The sequence below is a fragment of the Draconibacterium sediminis genome (genome assembly GCF_000949475.1).
In the GTDB taxonomy this organism is placed as follows: Bacteria; Bacteroidota; Bacteroidia; order Bacteroidales; family Prolixibacteraceae; genus Draconibacterium; species Draconibacterium sediminis.
In genome coordinates, this window is sequence record NZ_JRHC01000005.1 from 296,006 (window position 1) to 321,788 (window position 25,783).

Genomic DNA, 25,783 nt, shown 5'->3' on the forward strand with positions numbered 1-25,783 from the left:
TATTAGATTAGGGAATAGGTGATACTTCTTCAGGAAATATTCGGATAGTTAATGTAAACGGGAGAGAGGAGGAGGAGGTTTGTTCCGGTTAAAAGTTCGGTATTAAAGTTGACGTCTATTCAACCTTAAGAAAATGCCTGAGTAAGGTTGCAGGATATGAACTCTATGTAGTCTGTTAATCAATAGATTGATGCTGAGTTTTAATCGTTCATAAATAGCGAGTTGATTGTTTCAACCAGTCGGTGCCTGTTAATTGGTTTTGTTACAAAATCATCGCAGCCGATGGCCCGTGCCTTTTTTATATCTTCTGTTTGTGCAAATGCCGATTGAGCTATTATTTTCACTGATGTGTTGAACTCCCGTATCATTTTTGTTGCTGTATACCCATCAATTACCGGCATTTTAATATCCATCAAAATCAGGTTTATGTCAGGGGTATTCCGGGCCATTTCAACTGCTTTTTTCCCGTTATTGGCAACCAGTATTTCCGACGCGATATCGCGAACCAGAAGTTTTAGCAGTTCAATCGATATGGTGTCATCTTCAGCAATCAATATTTTTAACTTATTTTGTTGTAAAACATTGTCAATCAGTTGTAATTCAGAAGGCGTGGTTTGTTGTGAATTGATTGTTGCCTGCATAGGCAGCGAAACATAGAAGGTAGTTCCTTTCCCAACTTCCGATTCAAGGCTGATTGTACCGTTTAACATTTCGGTGTACGATTTTGTAATGGCAAGGCCCAGTCCCGAACCTTCGAAAACCCGCGAGTCTGCAATGTCGGCTTGCACAAATCGCTCGAAAATTGCCTGTTGTCTTTCCTGCGGTATTCCAACACCGGAATCTTTTACAAAAAAGTTAATGTGGTTCTTGCTGGTTGTGTATCCAAACTCGATGGTGCCAGATGAGGTGAATTTATAGGCGTTACGAATGAGGTTGGTAAGAATTGAATTAAGTTTATCGGGGTCGGTGTGTAAAAGCATTACCGGATTACCATTGTTTTCGTTCAGTTTAAAAGTAATGCCTTTCAGTTTCATCGATTGCTCGAAGAAAATGTAAAGCTCTTTTATCAATGCCGGTAGGTTTATGTCCTGCATATGTGCAATAACCATCCCCGATTCAATTTTAGAAATATCAATTATATCGTTAATGGTATTAAGCATTCTTTCCCCGCTGCTCTGAATTACATCGATAAAATCAGTTCGTTGTTGGAGCGATAATTCCTGATCTCTAAGCAATTCGGTAAATCCTAAAATGCCGTTCATCGGTGTTCTTATTTCGTGACTCATATTGGCCAGGAAAGAAGATTTTAACTTATCGCTTTGTTCGGCATTTTCTTTGGCCCGAACCAGTTCTTTTTCAATTTCCTTTTGTTCGGTAATATCTCTGAATTCTACTACGCGAACCAGTTTATTGTTATACGGAATCATCCTTCCTTCAATTCGTATTGGATATCTTTTTCCATTTTTCCGAATCCCAAAAGCCTCGTAAGGTTTTTCGTATTGTTGTTCAATATTCTGTCTAACCAGTTTTCGGGAGTCCTCAGCAATTAATAGCAAGCCATCCATTCCTTTCAGCTCTTCATACGAATATCCAGTAATTCGGCTTAATCCTTCGTTGCAATCCAGAATTAATCCTTTATCGTGAATAGCAATTCCTCCGAACGAAGCATTGTGCAAGGCTTTAAAACGTGCTTCGTTGTGCTCGGCTTTTTCTTTTGCGTGATGCAGTTCTTTTAAGGTTTGTTTCTTTTCGGTAATATCTTCACTAACGGATACAAACTGTGTAATTTCGCCCTGATTATTAAAAATTGGAAAAATAACGGTTTGCACCCAGTATAATTCTCCGCTTTTTTTCTTGTTACGAATTTCGCCATTCCAGATTTGGCCTGAGTGGATGGTTTTCCGCAGGTTTTTATAGAATTCCTCGGAGTGATTTCCTGAAGTCAGAAAACGTGGATTTTTTCCGATTACCTCTGATTTTTTATAGCCGGTTAAATTTTCGAAAAAAGGATTAACGTATTCAATAAATGCTTGTTTATCTGTAATAAAAATGCTGACCGGGCTTGCTTCAATAGCCTTTAAAAACAGCTCGTTGGCTGTCTCCAGCTTTTTACGTTTGGTGATATCGCTTATAAAACCTTCAAGATGAAAATCGTTATTTACATTGAATGCTTTTCCGCGTTCCCAAACCCATTTTATCTGGTTTTGTTTGTTATATACCCGATACTCTGCTTCAAACGACTCGTCATTGTCAATCGCTTTCTGAATGGTTTCTCTTACGCGTACTTTGTCGTCGGGATGGATGAGATCTGTATATTTTACATTTGTTTCGTTTGTAAGTTCTTCGGGTTCGTAGCCAAAAAGCCGGTAGCTTCTCCGGCTAACAAAATTCATCGTCCAGTCGGTATTATTCTGACTGTTATAGGCTACTCCCGGAAGGTTGTCGAGAATGCGATTCAATCTTTCCCGGCCTATTTTAATTTCTTCCTGCAGCTGATAACGTTCTGAAATATCTCGTACAGCAGCAATTCGTGCTTTTTTGCCTTTGTAATGTATTTCACGTGCCTCAATTTCAACATGTATATAGGTTCCATCTTTTTTGAAGGCCTTAAGAACATAAGGTTTTACGACCTCGCTATTTATTCTTTTGTATATTTTATCATGGTCTTTTAAGTCGATAAACTCTGATAATAGGTTTTTACCAATTATCTTCGCGCGAGTAACCAGTAATTTTAAGCAGCGTGGCATTTACATCAAGAATAACGCCCCTGTCGTGAACGATGATTCCTTCAAATGCCGAATCCGAAAGGAATCGAAAATATTCTTCACTTTCCTTTAATTGCTCCATTGATTTTTTTAACTCGGAATTATCATGAAGGATCACCATAATTGCCGGTCTATCATCGTAAACCGTTTGGTTAATAGTTACTTCAACCGAGAAAGTTTCTCCCGATTTTGTAACAGCCGCCGAATCATAATGCGTTTGTGATGACTTTCCGGTAACAAAATTAGTATACAATTGAATTACCAGTTCCCGCTCCTCGGGGGCAACCAGTGTAATGAATGGGTTTTCGAGTATTTCTTTCTCGGTGTAGCCGGTTAAACGGCAAAGCGACTGGTTTACAAATTTGGTAATCTCGTCTTGAATAATAAGAACACCGTCGTTTAAGGAATCTACCAAATTTTTATAGCGGAGTTCGTTGGCTTTTAATTCGTTGTGCTGTTTGAATTTTGTTAATGCAAAAGCCAGACCTTGTGCCAGATCATCTAAGCCGACTTCTTCTACCTGGTGTTTACTGTCGGTTGCAGGCATAGCCACGCACAATATGCCTAAGGTTTGTTGATCATCTTTTATCTCTGCAAGAAACGGCGTCCATTCAGTAGTGTCAAGGTCTATCAGAAATTCGCCGGGTAACCCGGAATGTACGGTTTCCGATGTATTAGAAAGTGTTTGCCAAAGCTGATCGGGAAAGCCTTTTGATGTAGCCTGGTTCCTGATATTGTTGATAACGGAAATAGCGCCTGCTCCCGTAAAAAATTTTGTATTTCGCTTTTCATCGAAAAGGGTGATCCATGCAAAATAATAACCACGAGTGTCAACTAAAATTTCACAGGTTTTTTCCAATATGGTTTCCGGATCTTTTCCGGAAATGATTAAATGCTGAATTTTTCGTATGGCGGTGATTATGGTTTGGAGGTGTGCAATTTTTTGATCGGCCTGATTTGTCATCCCTTATTTTCTATGGTTACACTTGAAATGAGCACAATTCCATTCACCTTAATGTGCTAATATAGTAAAATTGAGGAACACTTTCTTATATAAAAATCAAGAGGATACAAAAAAAGGTGCATCGTAAAGATGCACCTTTTTATTTATAAGGTTATTGCTGTTATGCCAATAATTCTTTTACCTGGTTGTATACATTTTCGCCTGTATAACCCAGTTTTACATCCAATACTCCGGCCGGAGCAGAGAATCCAAATGATCCAAGACCAAACACTTTTCCGTCCATTCCAACCAGTCCTTCAAGTGTTACAGGCAATCCGGCAGTTAAACCAAATTTAGTAACTCCTGCAGGAAGAACTTCTTTTTGGTATTCGGCACTTTGTGTGCGGAATAAACCTTCAGAAGGAACAGAAACGATACGGCTTTTCACACCGTCTTTGGCCAATAATTCGGCACCGTCAACCAAAGTACTTACTTCCGAACCGCTTGCCAACAGAATTACATCAGGTGTACCTTCGCAATCCTGAAGGATGTACGCACCTTTTGTAGCTCCCTGTGCTGTTTCGTATGTAGTAACGTCTTTAATTCCCTGGCGTGACAAAATAAGAGCTGTTGGAGTATCGGTATTTTCCATAGCCATTTTCCACGCAACGGTAGTTTCGTTACCATCGGCAGGACGCAATACCAGCATCGAGTTTTTGTGGCTGTGGTTTTGCAATTTTTCCAACAAGCGAATCTGCGCCTCCTGCTCAACAGGTTGGTGAGTAGGACCATCTTCTCCTACACGGAATGCATCGTGCGTCCAGATGTATTTAACCGGTAGTTCCTGCAGTGCAGCAAGACGTGCCGCCGGTTTTTGGTAATCGCTGAATACGAAGAAAGTACCACATGCCGGAATCACTCCACCGTGCAATGCCATACCGTTCATAATTACGGCCATTGTAAGCTCGCAAACACCTGCCTGCAGGAATTGTCCTCTAAAATCGCCTTTTTTAAACGATGATGTATTTTTAAGGAAACCATCCGTTTTATCCGAGTTTGAAAGGTCGGCAGACGACACGATCATGTTTTCAACCTCCTTGGCAAATACCGAAAGAACAGTTGCAGAAGCACCACGTGTTGCGATGCCTGCTTTTTGCTCAATTTTGCTGTAATCGATTTCCGGAATTTCGTTTGAGAAGAAAGCTTTTAGTTTTGCTGCCAATTCAGGATTTGCAGCTTCCCATTTTGCCTGCTCAGCCTTTTTTGCTGCTGCAGCTTCAATCAACGCTGCTTTACGTTTTTCGTAGTATTCTTTTACATCATCGAAAATTACGAATGGGTTTTCAGGATCGCCACCCAAATTCGCAATTGTTTTTGCAAACGATGCACCGGCACCCGATAATGGCTGACCGTGAGTTGAACACTGACGCTCGAAATTTGCACCATCTTCAGTAATAGCACCTTTACCCATAATTGTTTTACCAATAATCAGGGTTGGTTTTTCAGTTTCTTCCTGTGCATTTTTTAAAGCTTTACGAATGGCATCGGCATCGTTACCGGCAATAGTAACCACATTCCAACCCCAGGCTTTATATTTCATTTCAGTGTCTTCAGTAGTCACCTCGTCGGTTTCTGTCGACAGCTGAATGTCGTTTGAATCGTAGAACATGATCAGGTTGCTCAATCCCAGGTGACCGGCAATTCTACCCGCACCCTGCGAAATTTCTTCCTGAATACCACCATCAGAGATGAAAGTATATGTTTTGTGCGCCATCCACTCGCCAAAACGAGCTACCAAAAAGCGCTCGGCAATGGCTGCACCAACTGCCATAACATGGCCTTGTCCGAGTGGACCTGATGTATTTTCAACACCACGCTCAACGTCAACTTCGGGGTGTCCCGGAGTTACGCTTCCCCACTGACGGAAATTGGCAACATCTTCCATGCTGTAAAAACCTGCCAACGATAAAATTCCGTAAAGCATTGGAGACATATGGCCCGGATCGAGGAAAAAACGGTCGCGGTTTGCCCATGTCATGTCCGATGGATCGTAATTAAGGAATTCAGAATAAAGGATGTTTACAAAATCTGCTCCGCCCATTGCTCCGCCAGGGTGGCCCGAATTTGCTTTTTCAACCATTGCGGCAGCCAGAATACGAACATTATCAGCTGCTTTAACTTCAATACTTTTACTCATTTTTTTGTAATTTTTTTCAATTTACTTTAGGCAGGACAGGAACGCCAAAAATAGTAAAAAAGAGGGACTTGGAAAGCGGGTTTGCTTGTTATTAATAATAATTTAGCAATGAGCTCGATGCAGTTGCTGGCATAAAAAAAGGAGAACCAGATATAACCCTGATTCTCCTTTTTGTGAAATATTTCTTTAAACTGTTACGCTTTATGAATTAATCAAACGAACCATAAAGATTCCATCGATAGCTAACAGTTTTTCTTTTACGCTGTCGTTAATTTTTTCAGCGTCAACATCGATAATGTTATACGCAATATCGTCGCGTTTTTTATTCAGCATATTATCAATGTTCAATCCTTCGGCAGCCAAAACAGTTGAAATCTGGCTTACCATATTCGGAACATTGCGGTTGGCAATCAAAATACGGCTTCCTCCGTTGCGCTCCAGTTCGGCAGCAGGGAAATTCACCGAGTTTTTAATGTTACCGTTTTCCAGGTAGTCGCGCATTTGTTCAACGGCCATAATAGCGCAGTTGGTTTCCGACTCTTTTGTTGAAGCACCCAGGTGAGGAATTGAAATTACGTTATCCAGTTTCAGGCATTCTTCATCAGGGAAATCGGTAATATATTTGCCCACTTTACCCGACTCGATAGCCACTTTTAAATCGGCGTGATCTACCAGACCGCCACGTGCAAAGTTCAGAATTTTAACGCCATCTTTCATCATGGCAAATTTGTCTTTGTTGATGTATCCTTTTGTATCGGGTAATAACGGGATGTTGATTGTAATAAAATCGGCTTGTTGCAACAACACCTGAATCCCTTCAACCACTTTTACCTCACGGCTCAGTTTCAGTGCGTGTTTTACCGACATGTATGGGTCGTAACCAATTACGTTCATACGCAGTGCCGATGCGGCATTTGCTGCCAAAACACCAATGGCTCCCAAACCAATTACGGCCAGTGTTTTTCCTTTAATTTCTTCTCCGGCAAAGTTCTTTTTACCTTGTTCCACTAACGACGGAACAGCATCGCCCTGTCCGATTAGTGTTTTTGCCCAGTTAGCTGCGCCAATATAATCGCGCGATGCCATAAGCATTCCGGCAATTACAGCCTCTTTTACTCCGTTGGCGTTAGCTCCCGGTGTATTAAAAACTACGATACCTTTCTCGGTGCATTTCTCGATTGGAATATTATTCACACCTGCGCCGGCTCTTGCAACAGCTTTTACCGACGATGGAATTTCAACATCATGCATTTTAAAACTGCGCAAAACAATAGCATCCGGGTTTGGAAGCTCGCTTGCAATCTCATAATTGTCGAGTGGAAATAGTTTCAGACCATCGGGGTCAATCTTATTCAGAGTTTGAATTTTAAACATGTAGCTTGCTTTTTAATTGATATTCTCTGTAGCTGATAACACTATCCAAAAATGCAAAATATTGGGTAGCATATATTTTAATGACAAATATCAGCATTATATCTATAAATTATAAGTGATCGCTGGGATTAATTATCAATATGAAATTAACATTAATGAATAAGACCAGAAAGTACATCCGATTTTATTTTGAATTGAAGCCTTATTCGTTTTAAAGAATGGTATATGGAAATGGGAGTGCGGGAGTGAGAATTTGAAATGGCGGATTTTACTTTAGGTAAAAGCAAAAAAAAGCCAGACTCTCCAGCCTGGCTCATCAACCTTCAACTACTAACCGATTTTATAACCCAAAAAATTATGAAACAATAGTTATGAACTATTATGTCTTTAGATTTTATACCTGCAAATAAAATAATAGAATACTAGCGGGTATGTAATATAAGTCACAAAACACCGGAAAAATCAATAAAATTTCTTGAAAGTGAAACTTTTCCGTCTTTTTCCAGCTTTTTTAGCAGGCGCGAGATCACTTCGCGCGATGAATTGAGTTGAAGAGCCAGATCCTGATGTGTACCTGAATAAGTCTGAACGCCCGATTTTTTATGTCGGTCGATAAAAAATTTGACTAAACGCTCATCGAGTTTTAAAAAGGCAACCGCATCAAGTGTATTGATTAATTCGCGAAACCTGTTTTGAAAGGTTTGCATCACGTATTGTTTCCACAGGGGATATTTGCTTGTCCAGGCATCAAGCATTTCCACCGGAATCATCAGCACCTCGGTATCCACCTCGGCAATGGCATTAACTTCGCTAATTTGGCGAGCCATGCAACAGGTTAACGACATGGCACATACTTCGTCGGCCTGCAGGTAATAAAGCAGTAATTCGTTACCGGCCTCGCTGGTGCGCGAAACGCGTATCAGTCCTTTCAATACCATTGGGAAACTGGAAATAAACTGACCTTCACGAATTAAGGTTTCGTGCTGAGCAAATTTTTTTCTTACGGCAACCTGCAGAATTTCTTCCTGTAATTCGGGTTCAAGAAAATTGTATCGTGTATAAAAATCTTCCATGTTTTACCAATTGTTTTTCAAACTGAGCCTTAAGCGAAGTTTTGAGATTATAATGGTTAATGCCGACAGGCAATTGAAAAGGCTTTAAGAGTAAAACGAATTTTAGGCTTCATTCAATTGCTAATCGGTATTAGTAGTTCAATTTCAGCAAATTTAATGTTGTGCCGCATTTCTGCAAAAAAAATCAATGAAATACGGATTTTGTCTGAAATTTTCTGATTAAAATGTTTTCCGTTCTCCTTCATTAAATCACATTTCCGAAAACAAAAAAAGATTCCCATTCAGTTAGGAATCTTTTTTCGTTTTATGGTTACTATATCTTTTTACTCGAACATGTCTTTCATTTTCTGAAAGAATGATCTTTCCTGTGCTGAAGGTCCACCCTGAAATCCAGGCGAATCCTGAAGTTTTTCCAACGCACGTTTTTCTTCGTTGCTCAGTTTTTTAGGAATCCAAACATGTACACGAACCAACAAATCGCCGCGTCCGTAACCGTTTACATCGGGAATACCTTTTCCGCGTAAGCGAAGTATTTTTTCGGGTTGTGTACCGGGCTCAATTTTAACTTTCACTTTTCCGTCAACGGTTGGAATTTCGGCTGTGGTACCCAGCGTAATTTCCGGGAACGATAAGAAAAGGTTGTAGATCAGGTTGTTTCCGTCGCGAACCAATTCCTCGTCTTCAGCTTCGGTAATAACCACCAGCAAGTCGCCGTTTATACCGCCACGTCGTCCGGTGTTTCCTTTTCCCGAAACATTCAGCTGCATGCCTTCGCCAACACCAGCCGGAATTTTGATGTTGATCACTTCTTCCTCGCGAACAACTCCTTCGCCGGCACAGTGATTACATTTGTCGGTGATCATTTTCCCTTCGCCCTGACAGGTTGGACAAGCCGAAGTGGTTTGCATTTGCCCCAGCAAAGTATTCTGAACACGTGTTACCTGACCGGCGCCACCGCAAGTTCCGCAAGTGGAATACGATGAGCCGTTTTTAGCTCCGGTTCCGCTACAATGCTGGCAGGCTACGTATTTTTTTACTTTTATCTTTTTCTCAACACCGTTAACAATTTCCTGGAGGTTCAGCCTTACTTTAACGCGCAAATCGGAACCCCGGCTCACTCTCCGGCCACCTCTGCTTCGGCCACCGCCTCCGCTAAATCCACCGAATCCGCCAAAATGTCCGCCAAAAATGTCGCCAAAAGCCGAAAAGATATCTTCAATGTCAGAGAAACCGCCTCCGCTAAAACCGCCACCACCGGCAGCGCCGCTCATTCCGGCATGGCCGAACTGATCGTAACGTTGTTTTTTCTCCGGATTGCTAAGTACTTCGTAGGCTTCGGCTGCTTCTTTAAACTTCTCTTCAGCTTCCTTGTCATCCGGGTTTTTGTCCGGGTGATATTGGATAGCCTTTTTACGATAAGCTTTTTTTATTTCCTCAGCAGAAGCACTTTTGCCAACTCCCAATACTTCGTAATAATCTCTTTTTGCCATTCTTCCTCCTCTGAATTTTTATTCTCCGATTACAACTTTGGCAAACCGGATTACCTTTTCGTTTAAGCAATAACCTTTTTGAATTACATCAACTACTTTACCTTTTAATTCCTCGCTTGGAGCCGGAATTTTTGTAATGGCTTCGTGCAGGTCAACATCAAAATCAGCATGTTGAGCTTCAATTTCTTTTACGTTGTTTTGTTTCAGGAACTCCTGAAATTTCTTGTATATCAGTGCTGTTCCGTGTTTGCCTGCATCTTCGTCCTCAAGGTGTTTCATCGAATCAAGCGCACGCTCAAAATCGTCGATAACCGGAAGAATATTAACGATAACCGACTCGCCTCCCGTTTTAATCAGGTCGGCTTTTTCTTTCATCGTTCTTCTTCTGAAGTTGTCAAACTCAGCTTGCAAACGCAGGTGTTTGTCCTGAAGCTCCTGAAGTTTTTGGCCCAATTCTTCCAACTGTTCTTCCTTCTTATCTTTTTTCGATTTTTTCTTCTTGTCTTTTTTATCGTCCGCTTTTTCTTCCTTTTCGGCTGCAGCATCTTCAACCTGAGCTGCAATATCTTTTTCTTCTTCTGTTTCCTTGTTTACTTTTTCTTCTGCCATTTTACCTAATTTTTCAGTATAAATAATTAACTGTAAGCCTTTTTTATGCTACGCTGACATAGCAAAAATTTTGCCATGCAAATATAAACGACAAATTGGCACCCGAATCTGATTCCGAGTGCCAATTTGAACGATTTATACTATTTTTAAAGTAGTGTCTACAGCTCTTCTCTTAGAATTTTGTGCAGAGCAGCGTCAAGTGACGGGCCACGAAGTTTTTTGGCAATAATTACCCCGTTTTCATCAATTAAGTAGTTATCGGGAATTCCGCGAACCTGGTAAATCATACGGTATTTTGAGTTCCATTTCTGGAAATCGCAAATATGATTAGGCCATTCCAGACCGTCTTGTTCAATGGCTGCTTTCCATCTTTCGGGTGAATCGTCGAGCGACACACCAAAAACGGTAAATCCTTTGCCAACAGTAAATTTGGCGTCTCTGTATTTTTGGTAGTTGGCAACAACAGTTGGGTTTTCGCGGCGACACGGACCACACCATGCTGCCCAAAAATCAATCAACACAACTTTGCCTTTTAAGTCGGATAATTTTATGGTTTCACCATTTGGTCCTTTGCCAATCAGTTCGGGTGCTTTATTGCCAATGTTTAAACCAAGTTCCTGGGCATTAATAAAAGTTGTGCCCATAAAAATGATCGCTGCCAGTAAAATAAATCTTTTCATCTTTTGCGTATTGTTATTTCTAAAAAGTTCAAATATAGAATTTTAAGTAGTAACACAAAGCTCCGGATAAAGTTTTAACATCGCGTTTACATTCTTGAAATGTGAGCGCCGAGGGCATTTAAACGGCCATCGATATTTTCGTAACCGCGGTCGATCTGTTCGATGTTATCGATAGTACTGATTCCTTTTGCCGACATGGCAGCAATTAGCAATGCAATACCTGCACGAATATCGGGCGATACCATTTTTGTGGCACGTAAGGTATTTTTTCGGTCGAGGCCAATTACGGTGGCACGGTGCGGATCGCAAAGAATAATTTGCGCCCCCATATCAATTAGTTTATCCACGAAGAATAAACGGCTTTCAAACATTTTCTGATGAATAAGCACACTTCCTTTGGCTTGTGTGGCCACTACAAGGAAAACACTTAATAAGTCGGGTGTCAGTCCCGGCCAGGGCGCATCCGAAATGGTCATTATCGATCCATCGATGTATGAATCTATTTCGTAATGTTCGGTGTCCTTAATCAGCAGATCGTCGCCATTTTGTTCAACCTTAATTCCCAGGCGGCGAAACGATTCGGGAATAATTCCCAGGTGCTCAATACCCACATTTTTGATGTTGATTTCGGAGGCTGTCATAGCAGCGAGGCCAATAAAACTACCCACTTCAATCATATCGGGAAGAATGCGGTGTGTACATCCTGCTAATGATGAAACACCTTCGATGGAAAGCAGGTTGGACCCAATTCCTTCAATTTTGGCACCCATGGAAACCAGCATTTTGCAAAGTTGCTGCAGATAAGGTTCGCAGGCTGCGTTGTAAATTGTTGTGGTTCCCTCGGCTAAAACGGCAGCCATTACAATGTTTGCTGTTCCTGTAACTGAAGCCTCGTCGAGCAACATATAAGCTCCGGTAAGTTTTTCGGTTGAAACGGAGTACCATTTGTTTTCGCGGTCGAAATCAAAACGGGCACCCAGCTTTTGTAAACCAATAAAATGAGTATCAACTCTGCGGCGACCAATTTTATCGCCACCCGGTTGCGGAATAAAACCTTGTCCGAAACAGGCCAACAGCGGGCCGATAATCATTATCGAACCACGCAGTACCGCGGCTTGCTGGGCGTATTCCTCAGTTTTCAGAAAATTGATATCGACTTTGGAGGCGTCGAAACTATATTTGCCTTTGGCCAGACGAGCCACCTGAACCCCCAATCCTTTCAGAATCTCGATTAATTTCAGCACATCCCGAATTTCAGGAATATTCTCGATGATCGTTTGTTCGGCAGTTAACAGGGTGGCACATATTATTTGAAGCGCCTCGTTTTTTGCTCCTTGCGGCTCAAGGTCTCCTTTTAACTTAAAACCACCTTCAATTTTGAAAGTCGACATGGGGTGTGATATTATAGCGTATTACCTATTTTTTCTTTTTTACTTTTTTCTTCTTTGGAGCACTAACCAGTGTTTTGGAGTCGGCCAGTTGAGTTCCCTCAGGTACTTTTAATTTTCCACGCGACATTTCTTCCAGATCACTAAAAATCATGTGGTCCTCAACGGCATCTTTATTCCACGCGAGGTACGATTTTTTCATGTGGTTGGCCAGTTGTTCAATAATGATGTCACGCTCTTCACCTTCAAAGTTATCGGCTTCCTGAATCAAAAGCTCCATGGTGCGGCCGTAGTGCTTGTGCTTTATGCGATGTTTGGTGTATGGTACCGTATTGGGGCGTTCTTTTAATGATTCCGGCGTTGGCGGATCGTAAGGGTAATCAATGTCAAGTTGAAAATCGGACATAATGGCCAGGTGATCCCAGAGTTTGTGTCTGAATTCCTGAACATCGCGTAAATGAGGGAAAAGGTTGCCCATTACATCGATAACCGTTTGTGCCGATTTGTTTCGTTTTTCGCGGTCTTCAATGGTCATCAGGTAATCAACCATGTTTTGTATATTTCTTCCATATTCAGGAAGGGCCATTTTTTTTCTCTTGGTATTATAATCCATCTGTAAATGTTTAATGCTAAAAATCTAACTTTCAAGTAAATTGGATTTATTTGCGAAATGATGTTACAAAACTAATCATTTCCCGATAAATCCCGAAGTTTTATTTTTTAGTTCGTTTTTTTGATACTAGATCCTCGATTCTGGATACTTGATCCTCGAAACTCGTGGTTCGCTTCTCGTTACTCTTATCCCTTAATTTTTAGTTTGGCGAATTTTAGCAGCAACTGCTTCTGTGTACCCGATTTAAAAAACACGGTAGCTTTTATATTTGGTGCAACGCCTTCAATATTAATTACTTTTCCTTCGCCAAAACGTTGGTGCTCTACCACCATCCCGGTTTGTATTTTTTCCGGTGCATCGCCCTGGAAAGTATTTTGTGCTCTGCTGCTTTCCTTTAACGAAACGAGTTTTCTATTAAAAAAGTTTTGCGACTCGGGTGTTTTAAATGCTCCGGGTGGCTGACGGCGAATAGGATTTTGGTGATAACGTTCGGGCTGGATGTCATCGTTACTCTGAGCCCGGCGTGTAGGAGAGGAGTGTGCAGCGATTGCCGAAGTATCGAGAAACTGCTCATCAATTTCTTCGAGAAAACGACTTGGCGTACAAAAATCGAGATTTCCCCAACGGTAGCGCTGGTTGGCATACGAGAACCAGGCGTTTTCTTCGGCGCGGGTTAGTGCCACGTAGAACAGCCGGCGTTCTTCTTCCAGTGTTTCGGGTTTGTTATCGCCGTTTTGGTTCGAAGGGAAAAGGTTCTCTTCCATACCCACAACAAACACATTTTTAAATTCCAGTCCTTTCGATGAGTGCACCGTCATCAGCGTCACTTTATCGCGGTCTTCTTCTTTTTCGTTGTCCTGGTCGGTAAGAAGTGCCACATCTTCAAGGTAATTTTCCAGTTTTTCTGGTTCCCCGGTTTCTTTGGCGTTGATGCTAAATTCCTGGATACCGTTCAACAGTTCCTGGATGTTTTCGTGGCGGCTCAATCCTTCGGGCGACTTGTCGGTATACAATTCTTTCAGAATACCGGTTTGTTCGGCAATGGTTTTGGCCGTATCAAAAGCATCGCTGTCTTGCGATAGTTGCATAAACCTCTGAATTAATCCCACAAAATGCAGAATTTTACCAGCAGTGCCTTTGTTTAAATTGGCATGGTTAACCGTTGGCAAATCGCTAATAATCTTCCAAATGGATGTTTCGTTATTAATTGCAGCAGCCTCCAACTTGGCAAGGGTAGTGGCCCCAATTCCGCGCGCCGGATAATTGATAATACGTTTTAGCGCTTCGTTATCGGCCGGGTTTATCGTCATTCGGAAATAGGAGATGAGGTCTTTAATTTCCTTACGCTGATAGAAACTTAAGCCGCCGTATATTTTGTACGGAATATTTCTTTTGCGCAACGATTCCTCAAAAATCCTCGACTGCATATTGGTACGATACAAAATCGCGAAGTCTTCGTACTTGTAATGATCGCGCAGTTGCGATTGGGCAATTTCCTGTGCTACCAAAAATCCTTCTTCATTATCGGTCAAAGCCGAAATCAATTTTATAGGTTTCCCGGTGGCGTTTTCAGAAAATACCTTTTTCGGAATTTGCCTTTTGTTTTTGGCAATAATGCTGTTGGCAGCGTTAACAATGGTTTGTGTAGAGCGGTAATTCTGCTCCAGCTTAAACACTTTATGCTCAGGGTAGTCCGATTTAAAATTCAGAATATTTTCGATACGCGCACCACGAAACGAGTAGATACTTTGCGCGTCGTCGCCCACCACACAAATGTTTTTGTGCGCTGCAGCCAGTTTTTTCACAATCAGGTATTGCGAGTAGTTGGTATCCTGGTACTCGTCAACCATCACGTAACCAAAACGCTCCTGGTATTTTTTCAGCACCTCGGGATGATCGCGAAACAACACGTTTGTTTTCAACAGCAGATCGTCAAAATCCATAGCTCCTGAAAGCAAACAGCGTTTGGCATATTCTTTATAGATCTGCGCAATTTGTGGCATACGCATGCTTTTATCGGCGCTTCGAATTTCTGCTGAATTTTCATACGCATTGGGCGTAATCAGGTTGTTTTTTGCCATCGAAATACGGCTGGCAACCACTCCCGGTTTGTAAATTTTATCGTCGAGCTGAAAACTTTTGATGATCGTTTTTATCAAACTTTTACTGTCGGCACTGTCGTAAATGGTAAAGTTTGCCGGGTAGCCGATGGTTTCGTGTTCAAAGCGCAAAATACGCGCAAAAATACTGTGGAAAGTACCCATCCACAGGTAGCGGGCGGTATTTTCGCCTACCACGCTGGCAATACGTTCTTTCATTTCGCGGGCTGCCTTATTGGTAAAAGTCAGCGATAAAATGCTTGACGGCTTGGCGCCCTGTTTCAGCAAATTGGCAATACGGTACGTTAAAACACGCGTTTTCCCCGATCCGGCGCCTGCAATAACCAGTGCAGGTCCTTCGGTACGAAGAACAGCCTCTCGTTGGGCCTCATTTAAATTTTGAAGATAATCGAACACTATAGATTTCTTTTTTCTGCTTGCAAATATAAAATACTGACCGAATTAAATGTTTGTTAGCCGATTTCCGTGTGTGGGCGATTTTCGGTAAAACATTCAGAATTCAATCGTAGTAAAACAACAACCGACGCGGCAGGTTGTTCTGCCTGCAAAATTAATGATGTCGGGTGGAATCTTTCCCTTATTGCCGGTGTTTTATTAACAAATTATACCAGTTGTATTTCAAAGTAATCCTTGGCGAGACTTTGAGATTATTCCGAAAATACGGGAGTTAATGCCGATAGAAAATTAAAGAGCTTTTAGGAGTTTGCGAATCAAAAGCTCGGTTTAATTTCTTATCGGTATTATCGAAGACCTCGGTATTTCGAATGCGGTTCACTATTTTTGCGTATAACACCGATGATTGACCATTGTAATTTCGCCGTTTCGCGTAAGCTTTACGTTGAAAAACAATTGGAATAACACGCAATTAAATGAAATTTATACGTTAATATTGTATCTTAAAGAGCAATAATTTATGAAGCGAAGTCTTTTTATTGTAACTATTCTGGTATTTTCTTTTTACGCTCTACAGGCACAAATATCTTCGCCCGGAGCCGATGCCACAGATCTAACACAATACCCGGTATTCCCGGAAACCGACGACATTTTTATTTTCTGCAGTAACGATTCTTCGGCGGAAGTTGGTGCTTTAACCGCCACTACTGCACTGGCAGGAACAAAAACGTGGTTGTGGGAAAAGTATGATGAAACAAGCGGAACTTTTAATGAAGAATACCAGGAAACTACCGACGCTGCTTCGTCGCAAATAACTGGTTTGGCCGATGGTTGCTACCGGATAACCATTACGCAGGGAACAACTACCGAAATCGACCGTGCCTGGGTTTTTAACAACTGGATGTATGCCGGCGGAGAGCTTGCCGTTTCAGACTGCGAACATTTTGTGATGAATGGAGAATTGAACTCGGCCGTGCTGACGTATTACGATTTAAGCAACAACGCGCCACTTTTTGTGAATAAAGATGTGCAGGTAGAGTGGCTCGAAGATGGCAACCGGATTGCTTCCGTAATTAACTTAACGGTTTATGATCCGCCTGCAGAGAATACAAACTACACTTTGCGTGTTTACGATAAATTTGGCTGCGATGCACAGGCAACACTTACCTATGAAACGATTGTTACCAAAGCCAGTTTTACTGCTAGCCCGATGGAAGGCGAAGCGCCGCTTGAGGTTACTTTTTCGAATAACTCTGAAAATGGAACACCGGGTTATTATGAATGGTATTTCTACCGTGATTTAAATGCTATAAAAGCGGATTCGGACGGAACCGGAAATCCGGTTGACAGTATCGATTTTGTAGCTTACGACGATGCACCTGTTTATACCTACGAAAACTCAGGAACTTACATGGTTCGGCTGGTTTCAAAACACCTCTCCGATACTTTGACTTGCGCTGATACCGTTTATATGGATGATTATATTGTGGTAGACTCTTCGGATATTGCTATCCCTAATGTATTTACTCCAAATGGTGATGGTGTTAACGATGAGTTTGTTGTTCAATTTCAATCGATGCAAAGTTTAGAGATCAGCATCTTTAACCGTTGGGGTAGGCGTGTTCATTACTGGAAAAGTGGCGATGTGCGTGGTTTTGAGGATACCTGGACCGAAACCGTTTGGGATGGAAGAATTGGAGGGCGTTATGCCAGCCCGGGAGTTTATTTCTACGATGTTGTAGGAACCGGCCGCGATGGCGAAAAGCGCAAGAAACACGGGTTTGTTCACCTGTTTCGCGAAAAAGATTAGAGGCTAAAATTTCAAATTAGATTTATTATACACATCCTTTTCCCATCATGGAAGGGTGGGAGACAAGAGAGAGGATATAATTCAGAAAATTTTAATCTACTCCCTGCTAATTTCATTCCTGTCGTCAGCGAGTTCTACTGTCGGTGGAAATACATTGTATTCATCGCCAAACTGTGCCAAAAACTCTATGCTAAAGGCTCTGAATGTATAACTTATTGGCAATAATATTACCGCTCCAATATAGGGGATGGCAATAAGCAGCAGACCTATGCAGCAGGTAATCAGTGCAAAGAAAATAATGGCAATGCCAACTGCAATTCCCAATACAAAAATAAACAGCCCGTAAAGGATAAACGGCAATGCCCTTCTTCCAAACAGCAACAGAAATTTGCCCCAGCCCTTTAATACACCAACACGGTGTTTGTACATGATGGGCACCACAAAGTCTTTCAGAAACAGCGATATGTATCCAAACACAATCAGGTATCCGATAAACAGCAGTATCATTTGTGTAATTCCGGCGAAAATAACCGCCTTGGGAGCATGCGTAAGATATAAATCTTTACCGGTAACAAAACAGTAGGCGGCAATTAATACAAACACGGCAAAAGCGAACCAGCCCCAAAAGAATTGAAAAATAAAAAGAGAGTTCCCCTGTTTTCGGAAGTCGTGCCAGGGTTTGCTGATCTCGGCTTTGTCGTGCGCAACATTATCCAGAAACATAAATCTTCCGCGCGAACTTACCCAAATAACCACCGAAATTATAAGAAACAGAATAACCAACCCTACAAGAATAAGGTTGGCCCAAACCGGGTTATCGAGCAGCCAGTCCCAGGCCGTTTGCGGGAAGCTGAAAAACTCGTCCCAGTTGGCATTGTTTCCGGTGCTGTTTCCCGATCCGCTACCGCCGCCGCAATCAGTTAGCCCGGCCAGCCAGGCTGTAAATCCTACTTTCATCCATTTGTTAATATCGAAGGGTTGGAACAAGGCTTTTTTCATGCGGTCCCAACCTGCAGAAAGTGGTTGACTGTAGCTAATTTGCATGGCAGTAGTTTTTTGGTTTCCTGCAAGTTATAGCATTCGTTAAAAATTACCAAACCAATTGCCCATAAATAGCCTACATGAGCCTATTCATTATTTTTCCGGCTATTATATTTTGTTTTAATCCTGCATTGCGAATCCTGAAAAATTTTAAACTTCAGGTTGGTATTAGTTTATTTCAATTCCTTATATTTGCTTCCTCAGGCAAACCTTTATTATATTGTGCGTATATTCACGGAGTGTATATGGTATGTGTACTTCCCGTATTTATCTTTACAGTTGAATAACAAGTGTAGGGATTCTGCGTTACGTTGAATAGTTATTGAATTTATTACAGATAATGGGCTATTAAAAGGTCCGACCATTAAATCGAAAATTGTTTGTTATATGAAAAGGATATTTGCTGTAGTTGTATTGGTTTTTGTTGTTTTTAATTCCTTCGCCAAAAAGGATATAAACGCCTGGAAACAGGAACAATCCTTGCCCAGCCAATACGAAGTTTTTAAAGAGAACCTTAATTTCTGGAATGGATCTTATTTTTTGAAAGAAGATCAGTTGGATGATTTCTACAACGCACTTACCGATACCATTGGTGTGTTGGAGAAAAGTGTGGAGCAGAAAAACACACAGATCCGAAATCTAAACAGCGAAATAGGCTCGAAAGATGCAGAAATGAATAACCTGCAGGAGCAGCTTGATGAGAGTTTGAAATTGCAGAATTCAATCGTGGTTTTAGGGATGAAATTGGATAAGAATGTTTATTCGGTAACTATGTATTTGCTTATTGCCGGAGTTTTGGTATTGGCCGGTTTTGTTTTTCTTTTGTACAAACGAAGTCTTTCTGTTACGCGCCGTACCAAAAAAGATTACGATGAGTTAAAAGAGGAATACGAAACGCATAAAAAGAATGCACTGGAGCGTTACACCAAAATGAATATGGAATTGCATCAAACGCGCCTGGAGCTAAAAAAGGGTTCGATAAAATCGTAGAGAATTGAATTATCAGAAAATATAAAAACAGCCGGACTTTTAGTTCGGCTGTTTTTGTTTGTAATACTAAAGTATCCGATCAGTATAAGTTGCCGTAAATACAGCTCGGATACTTTTTTTTGATTGGCTTGGACTTAAGGGCTAAAGCCCTGCTTTGGTAGTGGGATCAATAACCCCGGCATTAATGCCGGGGTTAAGCATTGCTCCTCTTAACCGGGCTTTAGCCCTTAAACCTTACTGTAAGCAGCTTCCCGATAGTTTCTTAATTTTGCAGTCTTTGTAACTCGCTGATTTTAGGCTTCCTGCATTCGTGTAATTGCTCAGCAAAAGTTGTAGCTTGCTTGTAACTGCGCTGCGGCAAGCAAAAAAATGTTGTGGCTCGCGCGTTGCACGGCTGCAATAAGCAAGAAATTTTTCTGGCGACCTTGTCGCACGGCTGCGATATACGAAAAAAGGTTGTGGAAGGCATGTCGCAATGTTGCAGCATGCAAAAAAATATTGTGGAAGGCTTGTCGCAGTATTGTAATTAGGAAAAAGTTTTGTGGCTCGCCTGTTGCAGGGCTGTAACAGGCAAAAAATATTGTAGAAAGCCTGTTACACGGCTGTAGCACGGGTGAAATTTTTGTGGCGACCTCGCTACACGGCTGCGGCATACAAGAAAAAGTTGTGGAAGGCTTGTAGCGGCAATGTAATAGTTGAAAAAAATGTTGCGGGAGCATGTTGCGTGGCTGCGGTAAGGGAATTTGATTCGGTCGGACATAAAAACAAAACCCCGATCCGTCAGCTGACGAACCGGGATTTATTAGTTATAGTAAAATGGATTAGAAAATGGTCTATTCTTCTTCCTGCTCGGCTTCGTAAGCTTTCAGCAGTTCTTCCTGTACATCCGAAGGTACTTTTTCGTATCCGTCGAAACTTATACTAAACACGCCTCTTCCACCGGTAATCGAACTCAACGAAGTGGTGTATTTGTACATTTCTTTTTGCGGTACTTTGGCTGTAATTTTCTCCATGCCTTTTTCCGAGCCCATACCCATAATCATGGCACGACGTCCCTGAAGGTCACTCATAGCATCACCCATGCGGTCTGACGGTACCCAAACTTCAAGATTTAAAATTGGCTCCAGAATTTTAGGACCGGCATTTTTAAAGGCCATGCTAAAAGCATTACGTCCGGCCAGTTTAAACGAAATTTCGTTCGAGTCAACCGGGTGCATTTTACCGTCGTAAATGTAAACGATAATATCGCGGGCATACGAACCGGTAAGCGGGCCTTCCTCGATTTTTTCCATAATTCCTTTCAGAATGGCCGGTAAAAAACGGGCGTCGATCGATCCGCCAACAATACTGTTAACAAATACCAGTTTTCCACCCCAGTCGAGTTTGTGTTCTTCAACCGCACGAACCGAAATCTTTTGTTCCTTATCGCCAAATTTAAACATGGTTTTAGGTGCAGCACCTTCTTCGTAAGGTTCAATAATCATGTGTACCTCTCCAAACTGTCCGGCACCACCCGATTGTTTTTTGTGGCGGTAATCGGCCTGAGCAGGTTTGGTAATGGTTTCGCGGTAAGGAATTTTTGGTTTCAGGTATTCCACATCTACTTTGTGAACGTGGTCGAAATACCATTTCAATACGTTAAGGTGGTATTCGCCCTGTGCGTGTATCAGTTGTTGTTTTAATTCTTTCGAGTACTCAATTACGTAGGTTGGATCTTCGTATTTGATCTTACTTAAAATTTCGCCTACTTTCTCGTCGTCAGAATCGTTAACAGCCTTGGCTGCTACTGTATGGCGCGGCGTAGGGAATACAATCGGAGCAAATGCAGTTCCGATTTCTTTGGCTGCCAGGGTTTGGTTAAATCGTGTTTCTTTCAGTTTAACGGTACAACCCAGGTCGCCTGCATGAAGCTCGTCCACTTTTTCGCGGCTTTTACCATCGGGTACAAATACCTGCGATAGGCGTTCTTTGTTTCCGGTTTTCGAGTTGATGAGGTCTAAACCTTCTTTAACAACCCCCGACATTACTTTGAAATAGGTGATCTCACCAACGTGAGGCTCAACAGCCGTTTTGAACACAAAAAGGCTTGGTGGTTGCGAAGCATCCATTGTTACCTCTTTTCCGGCAACAATTTTACCCATTTTCTTTTCTTTAGGTGTCGGTGCAATGTTGGTAATAAATTCCATTAAACGGCCAACGCCTATACTTTTCTTAGCACAGGTACAGAATACAGGCAAAAGCGTAAGGTCGAGCATTCCCAGCTTAATACCTTTGCGCATTTCATCTTCGGTAAGTGTTCCTTTATCGAAATAAAGCTCCATTAAGGCTTCTTCGTTTTCGGCAGCTTTTTCAACCAGTTCGTTATGCAGTTCTTCTGCTTTTTCCATTTCCGATTCAGGAATATCAGAAATTTCAGGTTTGCCGCTATCGTCTTTGTAGGTGTACATTTTCATTTTAAGTACATCGATAATAGCCGAAAAGCCTGTTCCTGCATCAACAGGGTATTGTACTATGGTAGTTTTATTACCAAAAGTAGTTTTGCACTGATCAAGTGTGCTATCGTAATTTGAGTTTTCGTGATCGAGCTGATTAAAAACCACAACAAGTGGCGTGTGTGCGTTGTCGGCATGACGGGCAGCGGCTTCGGTGCCGGCCTCAATACCGTTTGATGCGTTAACCGTTAGCAAACCAAGCGCTGTAACACTTAACGACGAAACAACACCTCCGCAAAGATCGTCCATCCCCGGGGTGTCCATTATATTTATTTTTTTTCCGTTGTATTCGGTATGCATCAGGGTAGAAAAAACAGAATTGCCATAATCCTGCTCTATCGGGTTGTAGTCGGATACTGTATTCTTCGAACCAACATCACCTTTACGTTTTATAATTCCACCCTCGAACAGCATAGCTTCTGCAAGGGTGGTTTTCCCACTGCCGGCATTACCAATTAGAGCAATGTTCCGAACTTCATCGGTTTTGTAAACTTTCATAGTATATAAGTTTTATTGATTTGTTTATACTCGTTTTCTTCATCGTTTTGAAGCGAGGTCATCAAAAATAGTAATAATTAATTAACAATCAAGAGGTAAAAATCAGGAGGAAAAAATATATAATCCGGCCCTTGTTTCGGGGCGTTGTTAATATGCATCAATACAGCTTTTTAAGCACTTTTGTTAATAAATGTTATAGTCTGAAATCATTATAAATAAGGGGGTGTAGCGAATTATCAGAATAGCATAACAAATATGTCAATTAAAAAACATGTGGGCTGTTTTTCCGGGTTTCAGCGCCTTGTAGCTTTGTTAATTAATTTAGAACAAATAAAAATTAGTGATTAAAATTCTTTTTTGTCTGAAATTTTCGTTTACATTTGCACTGTGTGATATAAGTCACATAGAAATAATTTTAAAGCGCAATGGTTAATACTTTCTCTAAAATAACAATGATGAAAATGACATGTATGATGTGTATGTGTTGTGATGTTATTGTTGTGCAGAGGAACTGACCATAGATTGAAAATATTACTCGATTTGAAAGGCTCTTCTGTATTTGCAGAAGGGCTTTTTTTTTTAGAAAAATTCAGATGACAGAATGATAGTTTAAACAGGGATATGGCGTATGGCAAAAGAAAATGGAAATACAGTTGAGAGGAAAAGAAGGAGTATCGTAAAAACGATTTCGTGGCGTACTATTGGCACCATCGATACCATTCTGATCTCCTGGTTTGTGGTGGGCGATATAAATTTTGCGGTTACCATTGGCGGTGTCGAGCTGTTTACAAAAATGGCGTTATACTTTTTTCATGAGCGTGCCTGGAACAAAATCAGCTTCGGAAGGGTTAAACATACACCAATTGAATACGAAATTTAAACAGTATGGCAGACAAGAATTTTTTACCAATTGCAATTGATATTGCCAACCAGAAAATACTGATTGTTGGTGGCGGACAAAGTGCTTACAGCAAGCTAAAGATCTTGCAGCGCCACAACGCCGAAGTTGAGATACTGGCCATTGATGTATGCGACGAAATAAAAAACAGCGGGGTGAAATACATTGAAGCACCATACCACAAAAACTATTTAAAAGACTATTTAATGCTTTATTCCTGCTCGAATAACGAAGAGCTCGACCGGCAAATAGAAAAGGACTGCCGCGAAGAAAAAGTATTAGTTAATATTCATGATAAACCAGATCGCTGTCAGTTTGTTTCACCTGCTATCTACCGGCATGGAAAAATTTCGGTGGCGGTAAGTTCGAATGGCGAGAATGTTTATGAATCGATTAGAATAAGAAATTTAATAAAAGATAAGTTGCAACTTGAAGATTGAGTTGGATGCGTTCAATTCAATCTCGTAATTAAAAATCAAAAATGAGTTTAAAAGCAAATCCATTAAATGATGCACAGTTAAGTGCTTTAAGCCAACTGGTTGAAGGCTTGAATAAAGAGCAGACTGTTTGGCTAAATGGTTATTTTGAGGGGCGATTGGCAGCCCTTGGAGGAGTTGAAGTGCCAGCCGTAGCAGGAACAACTGTAAGTGCAGCTGCTCCGGCACCACAAAGTTCGATTAATCTTACCATTTTGTATGGTACCGAAACCGGACACTCGCAGGGACTGGCCGAAAAATTGGGAGAGAAAGCCTCGTTTAAAGGAATGAATGTCCAGGTTTTTAGTTTGTACGATTACAATTACAAAAAGCTGCATGAGGAAGATAATGTAGCGATAGTTGTTAGTACGCATGGCGAGGGCGACCCGCCGGATATGGCCGAAGATTTTTACAAATATGTAACCGGGCCGCGTGCGCCTCAGCTCGAGGGCGTAAACTACTCGGTGCTGGCGCTGGGTGATAAAACCTACAAGCATTTTTGTAAAACCGGTGAAGAAATTGATGTGGCTTTAAAAAACCGGGGTGGTTACCGAATTACGCCAGCCGTAAAATGCGATGTGGATTACGAACAGCCATCAGAAATGTGGATGAACAACTTTTTGCTGAATCTGTCGGCTACTGAAACCCCCGAGCCTGTCGCTTCGGGTACATCATCGACACCATCAGGAGGTTTTGGAGAGGAGTTCTCGAAATCAAATCCATATATGGCAACAGTGTTGGAGAAAGTTCGGATTACCGGAAGCGATTCCGACAAAGAAGTGTACCATGTTGAACTTTCGTTGGAAGGATCGGGACTGGAATACGAACCGGGAGATTCGTTGGGGATTTTTACTAAAAACCCTGAAGCCCTGGTAGAAGATATTCTTGCCTTTACCGGTTTCGACCCGCAACAGAAAGTTGATATTGAAGAGGAGGAATACAGTTTGAAGGAAGCATTGTCGCACCATCTGGAAATTACCTTACTGACTTTCGATCTGCTGACCAAATACCAGGAGAAAACAAAGAATGCCGAACTGGCTAAATTGCTTGCCGACGATGAGGCGCTCGACAATTATTTATATGGCCACGATGTGCTCGATTTGCTGGAAGATTACCCATACGAATGGAATGCGCATAAACTGGTAGAAGTTTTACGCCCTATTCCGCCCCGTTTGTATTCTATTTCATCAAGCATGGAAAGTGTGGGCGAAGAGGTTCATGTAACCGTTTCAGTAGTTCGTTACGAACGTAAGAATCGTAAACGCAACGGAGCATGTTCGTCGCACCTGGCCGATAGCATTGAGATTGATGAGCAGGTACCGGTTTATATCGACAAAAATCCGTCGTTTAAATTGCCGGCCAACGGATCAAAAATTATCATGGTTGGTGCCGGAACGGGTGTCGCTCCATATCGCGCATTTATGCAGCATCGCGAGAGTCTGGGAATTAAAGGCGAGTCGTGGTTGTTTTTTGGCGACCGTCGTTTTAGCTCCGATTTTCTGTATCAAACCGAGTGGCAAAAGCTGTTAAAAAATGAAGTGCTTACCAAAATAGATGTTGCTTTTAGTCGCGACCAGGAAGAAAAAGTTTATGTGCAGCACAAACTAAAAGAGCAGCAAAAGGAAGTGTTCGACTGGCTGGAAAACGGTGCTCACTTGTATTTGTGTGGCGATATGAAATACATGGCCAAAGATGTAAACAAGGCTTTGCTTGATATTATTCAAACTCAGGGTGGAATCAGCGAGGAACAAGCCGAAAAATATGTGAAAAATTTGAAACGTGAGAAGCGTTTCCAAACCGATGTTTATTAGTGAGACTCAACTTTTAAAAGTGTAACGCATTAAAAGTTATTAGTCGAACGAATCCCGAGAATAAAGTTCATCGGGATAAATAAAAATAGCAGGAGCGACTGCAACTACCTTCATGTAGTCGC

At 41.5% G+C, this 25,783-nt stretch carries 18 protein-coding genes; 5 read left to right on the forward strand and 13 right to left on the reverse strand.

Annotated features, from left to right (window positions below):
- Nucleotides 1–200 precede the first annotated feature (200 nt).
- From LH29_RS24025 to LH29_RS18000, 11 genes are all read right to left on the reverse strand, one after another.
- A complete protein-coding gene (locus LH29_RS24025) occupies nucleotides 201–2,747 on the reverse strand; it encodes a PAS domain-containing hybrid sensor histidine kinase/response regulator (RefSeq protein WP_052671068.1) in 2,547 nt (848 codons plus the stop codon).
- The gene (locus tag LH29_RS17955; RefSeq protein WP_045032435.1) at nucleotides 2,698–3,729 is read right to left on the reverse strand and encodes a PAS domain S-box protein; all 1,032 of its coding nucleotides are present in this window, start codon (nucleotides 3,727–3,729) and stop codon (nucleotides 2,698–2,700) included. Before LH29_RS17955 ends, LH29_RS24025 begins: the two co-directional genes overlap by 50 nt.
- Nucleotides 3,730–3,889: 160 nt before the next feature.
- On the reverse strand, nucleotides 3,890–5,905 hold the full coding sequence (locus LH29_RS17960; protein ID WP_045032436.1) for a transketolase family protein: 2,016 nt from the start codon (nucleotides 5,903–5,905) through the stop codon (nucleotides 3,890–3,892).
- A 201-nt stretch (nucleotides 5,906–6,106) separates the two neighbouring features.
- Nucleotides 6,107–7,279 (reverse strand): phosphoglycerate dehydrogenase, encoded by a 1,173-nt coding sequence (locus LH29_RS17965; RefSeq protein WP_045032438.1) that lies wholly within the window; start codon nucleotides 7,277–7,279, stop codon nucleotides 6,107–6,109.
- 443 nt (nucleotides 7,280–7,722) lie between these two features.
- Nucleotides 7,723–8,352 (reverse strand): Crp/Fnr family transcriptional regulator, encoded by a 630-nt coding sequence (locus LH29_RS17970; protein ID WP_045032441.1) that lies wholly within the window; start codon nucleotides 8,350–8,352, stop codon nucleotides 7,723–7,725.
- 323 nt (nucleotides 8,353–8,675) lie between these two features.
- On the reverse strand, nucleotides 8,676–9,842 hold the full coding sequence (dnaJ, locus tag LH29_RS17975; protein ID WP_045032443.1) for a molecular chaperone DnaJ: 1,167 nt from the start codon (nucleotides 9,840–9,842) through the stop codon (nucleotides 8,676–8,678).
- A gap of 18 nt (nucleotides 9,843–9,860) precedes the next feature.
- Complete coding sequence (locus LH29_RS17980) at nucleotides 9,861–10,451, reverse strand: nucleotide exchange factor GrpE (RefSeq protein WP_045032444.1); 591 nt, start codon at nucleotides 10,449–10,451, stop codon at nucleotides 9,861–9,863.
- A gap of 158 nt (nucleotides 10,452–10,609) precedes the next feature.
- Nucleotides 10,610–11,131: a peroxiredoxin family protein gene (locus tag LH29_RS17985; RefSeq protein WP_045032445.1), complete on the reverse strand. Its 522-nt coding sequence runs from the start codon at nucleotides 11,129–11,131 to the stop codon at nucleotides 10,610–10,612.
- Nucleotides 11,132–11,217: 86 nt separating this feature from the next.
- Nucleotides 11,218–12,522: a UDP-N-acetylglucosamine 1-carboxyvinyltransferase gene (gene murA / locus LH29_RS17990; protein WP_045032447.1), complete on the reverse strand. Its 1,305-nt coding sequence runs from the start codon at nucleotides 12,520–12,522 to the stop codon at nucleotides 11,218–11,220.
- A 25-nt stretch (nucleotides 12,523–12,547) separates the two neighbouring features.
- Nucleotides 12,548–13,132: a DUF4290 domain-containing protein gene (locus LH29_RS17995; RefSeq protein ID WP_045032449.1), complete on the reverse strand. Its 585-nt coding sequence runs from the start codon at nucleotides 13,130–13,132 to the stop codon at nucleotides 12,548–12,550.
- Nucleotides 13,133–13,317: 185 nt separating this feature from the next.
- On the reverse strand, nucleotides 13,318–15,648 hold the full coding sequence (locus LH29_RS18000; protein WP_045032451.1) for an ATP-dependent helicase: 2,331 nt from the start codon (nucleotides 15,646–15,648) through the stop codon (nucleotides 13,318–13,320).
- Between the two features lie 517 nt (nucleotides 15,649–16,165).
- Here LH29_RS18000 and LH29_RS18005 point away from each other — a divergent pair.
- Nucleotides 16,166–17,455 (forward strand): T9SS type B sorting domain-containing protein, encoded by a 1,290-nt coding sequence (locus tag LH29_RS18005; protein ID WP_045032453.1) that lies wholly within the window; start codon nucleotides 16,166–16,168, stop codon nucleotides 17,453–17,455.
- A gap of 96 nt (nucleotides 17,456–17,551) precedes the next feature.
- On the opposite strand, the gene LH29_RS18010 is transcribed toward LH29_RS18005, so the two are convergent.
- Nucleotides 17,552–18,499, reverse strand: coding sequence for a DUF7544 domain-containing protein (locus tag LH29_RS18010; RefSeq protein WP_045032455.1), 948 nt, complete (start codon nucleotides 18,497–18,499; stop codon nucleotides 17,552–17,554).
- A 384-nt stretch (nucleotides 18,500–18,883) separates the two neighbouring features.
- Between LH29_RS18010 and LH29_RS18015 the strand changes: the two genes are divergently transcribed.
- Nucleotides 18,884–19,486, forward strand: a complete 603-nt coding sequence (locus LH29_RS18015) for a hypothetical protein (RefSeq protein WP_045032457.1) — start codon at nucleotides 18,884–18,886, stop codon at nucleotides 19,484–19,486.
- Between the two features lie 833 nt (nucleotides 19,487–20,319).
- Here LH29_RS18015 and LH29_RS18025 read toward each other — a convergent pair.
- Nucleotides 20,320–22,476: an elongation factor G gene (locus LH29_RS18025; RefSeq protein ID WP_045032462.1), complete on the reverse strand. Its 2,157-nt coding sequence runs from the start codon at nucleotides 22,474–22,476 to the stop codon at nucleotides 20,320–20,322.
- 628 nt (nucleotides 22,477–23,104) lie between these two features.
- Between LH29_RS18025 and LH29_RS18030 the strand changes: the two genes are divergently transcribed.
- From LH29_RS18030 to LH29_RS18040, 3 genes are read left to right on the forward strand one after another with little or no spacing between them, the layout of a single operon-like run.
- Nucleotides 23,105–23,356: a DUF2061 domain-containing protein gene (locus LH29_RS18030; protein WP_045032464.1), complete on the forward strand. Its 252-nt coding sequence runs from the start codon at nucleotides 23,105–23,107 to the stop codon at nucleotides 23,354–23,356.
- Nucleotides 23,357–23,361: 5 nt separating this feature from the next.
- Complete coding sequence (locus LH29_RS18035) at nucleotides 23,362–23,814, forward strand: precorrin-2 dehydrogenase/sirohydrochlorin ferrochelatase family protein (RefSeq protein ID WP_045032466.1); 453 nt, start codon at nucleotides 23,362–23,364, stop codon at nucleotides 23,812–23,814.
- Nucleotides 23,815–23,855: 41 nt separating this feature from the next.
- Complete coding sequence (locus LH29_RS18040; RefSeq protein WP_045032468.1) at nucleotides 23,856–25,661, forward strand: assimilatory sulfite reductase (NADPH) flavoprotein subunit; 1,806 nt, start codon at nucleotides 23,856–23,858, stop codon at nucleotides 25,659–25,661.
- Nucleotides 25,662–25,783 lie beyond the last annotated feature (122 nt).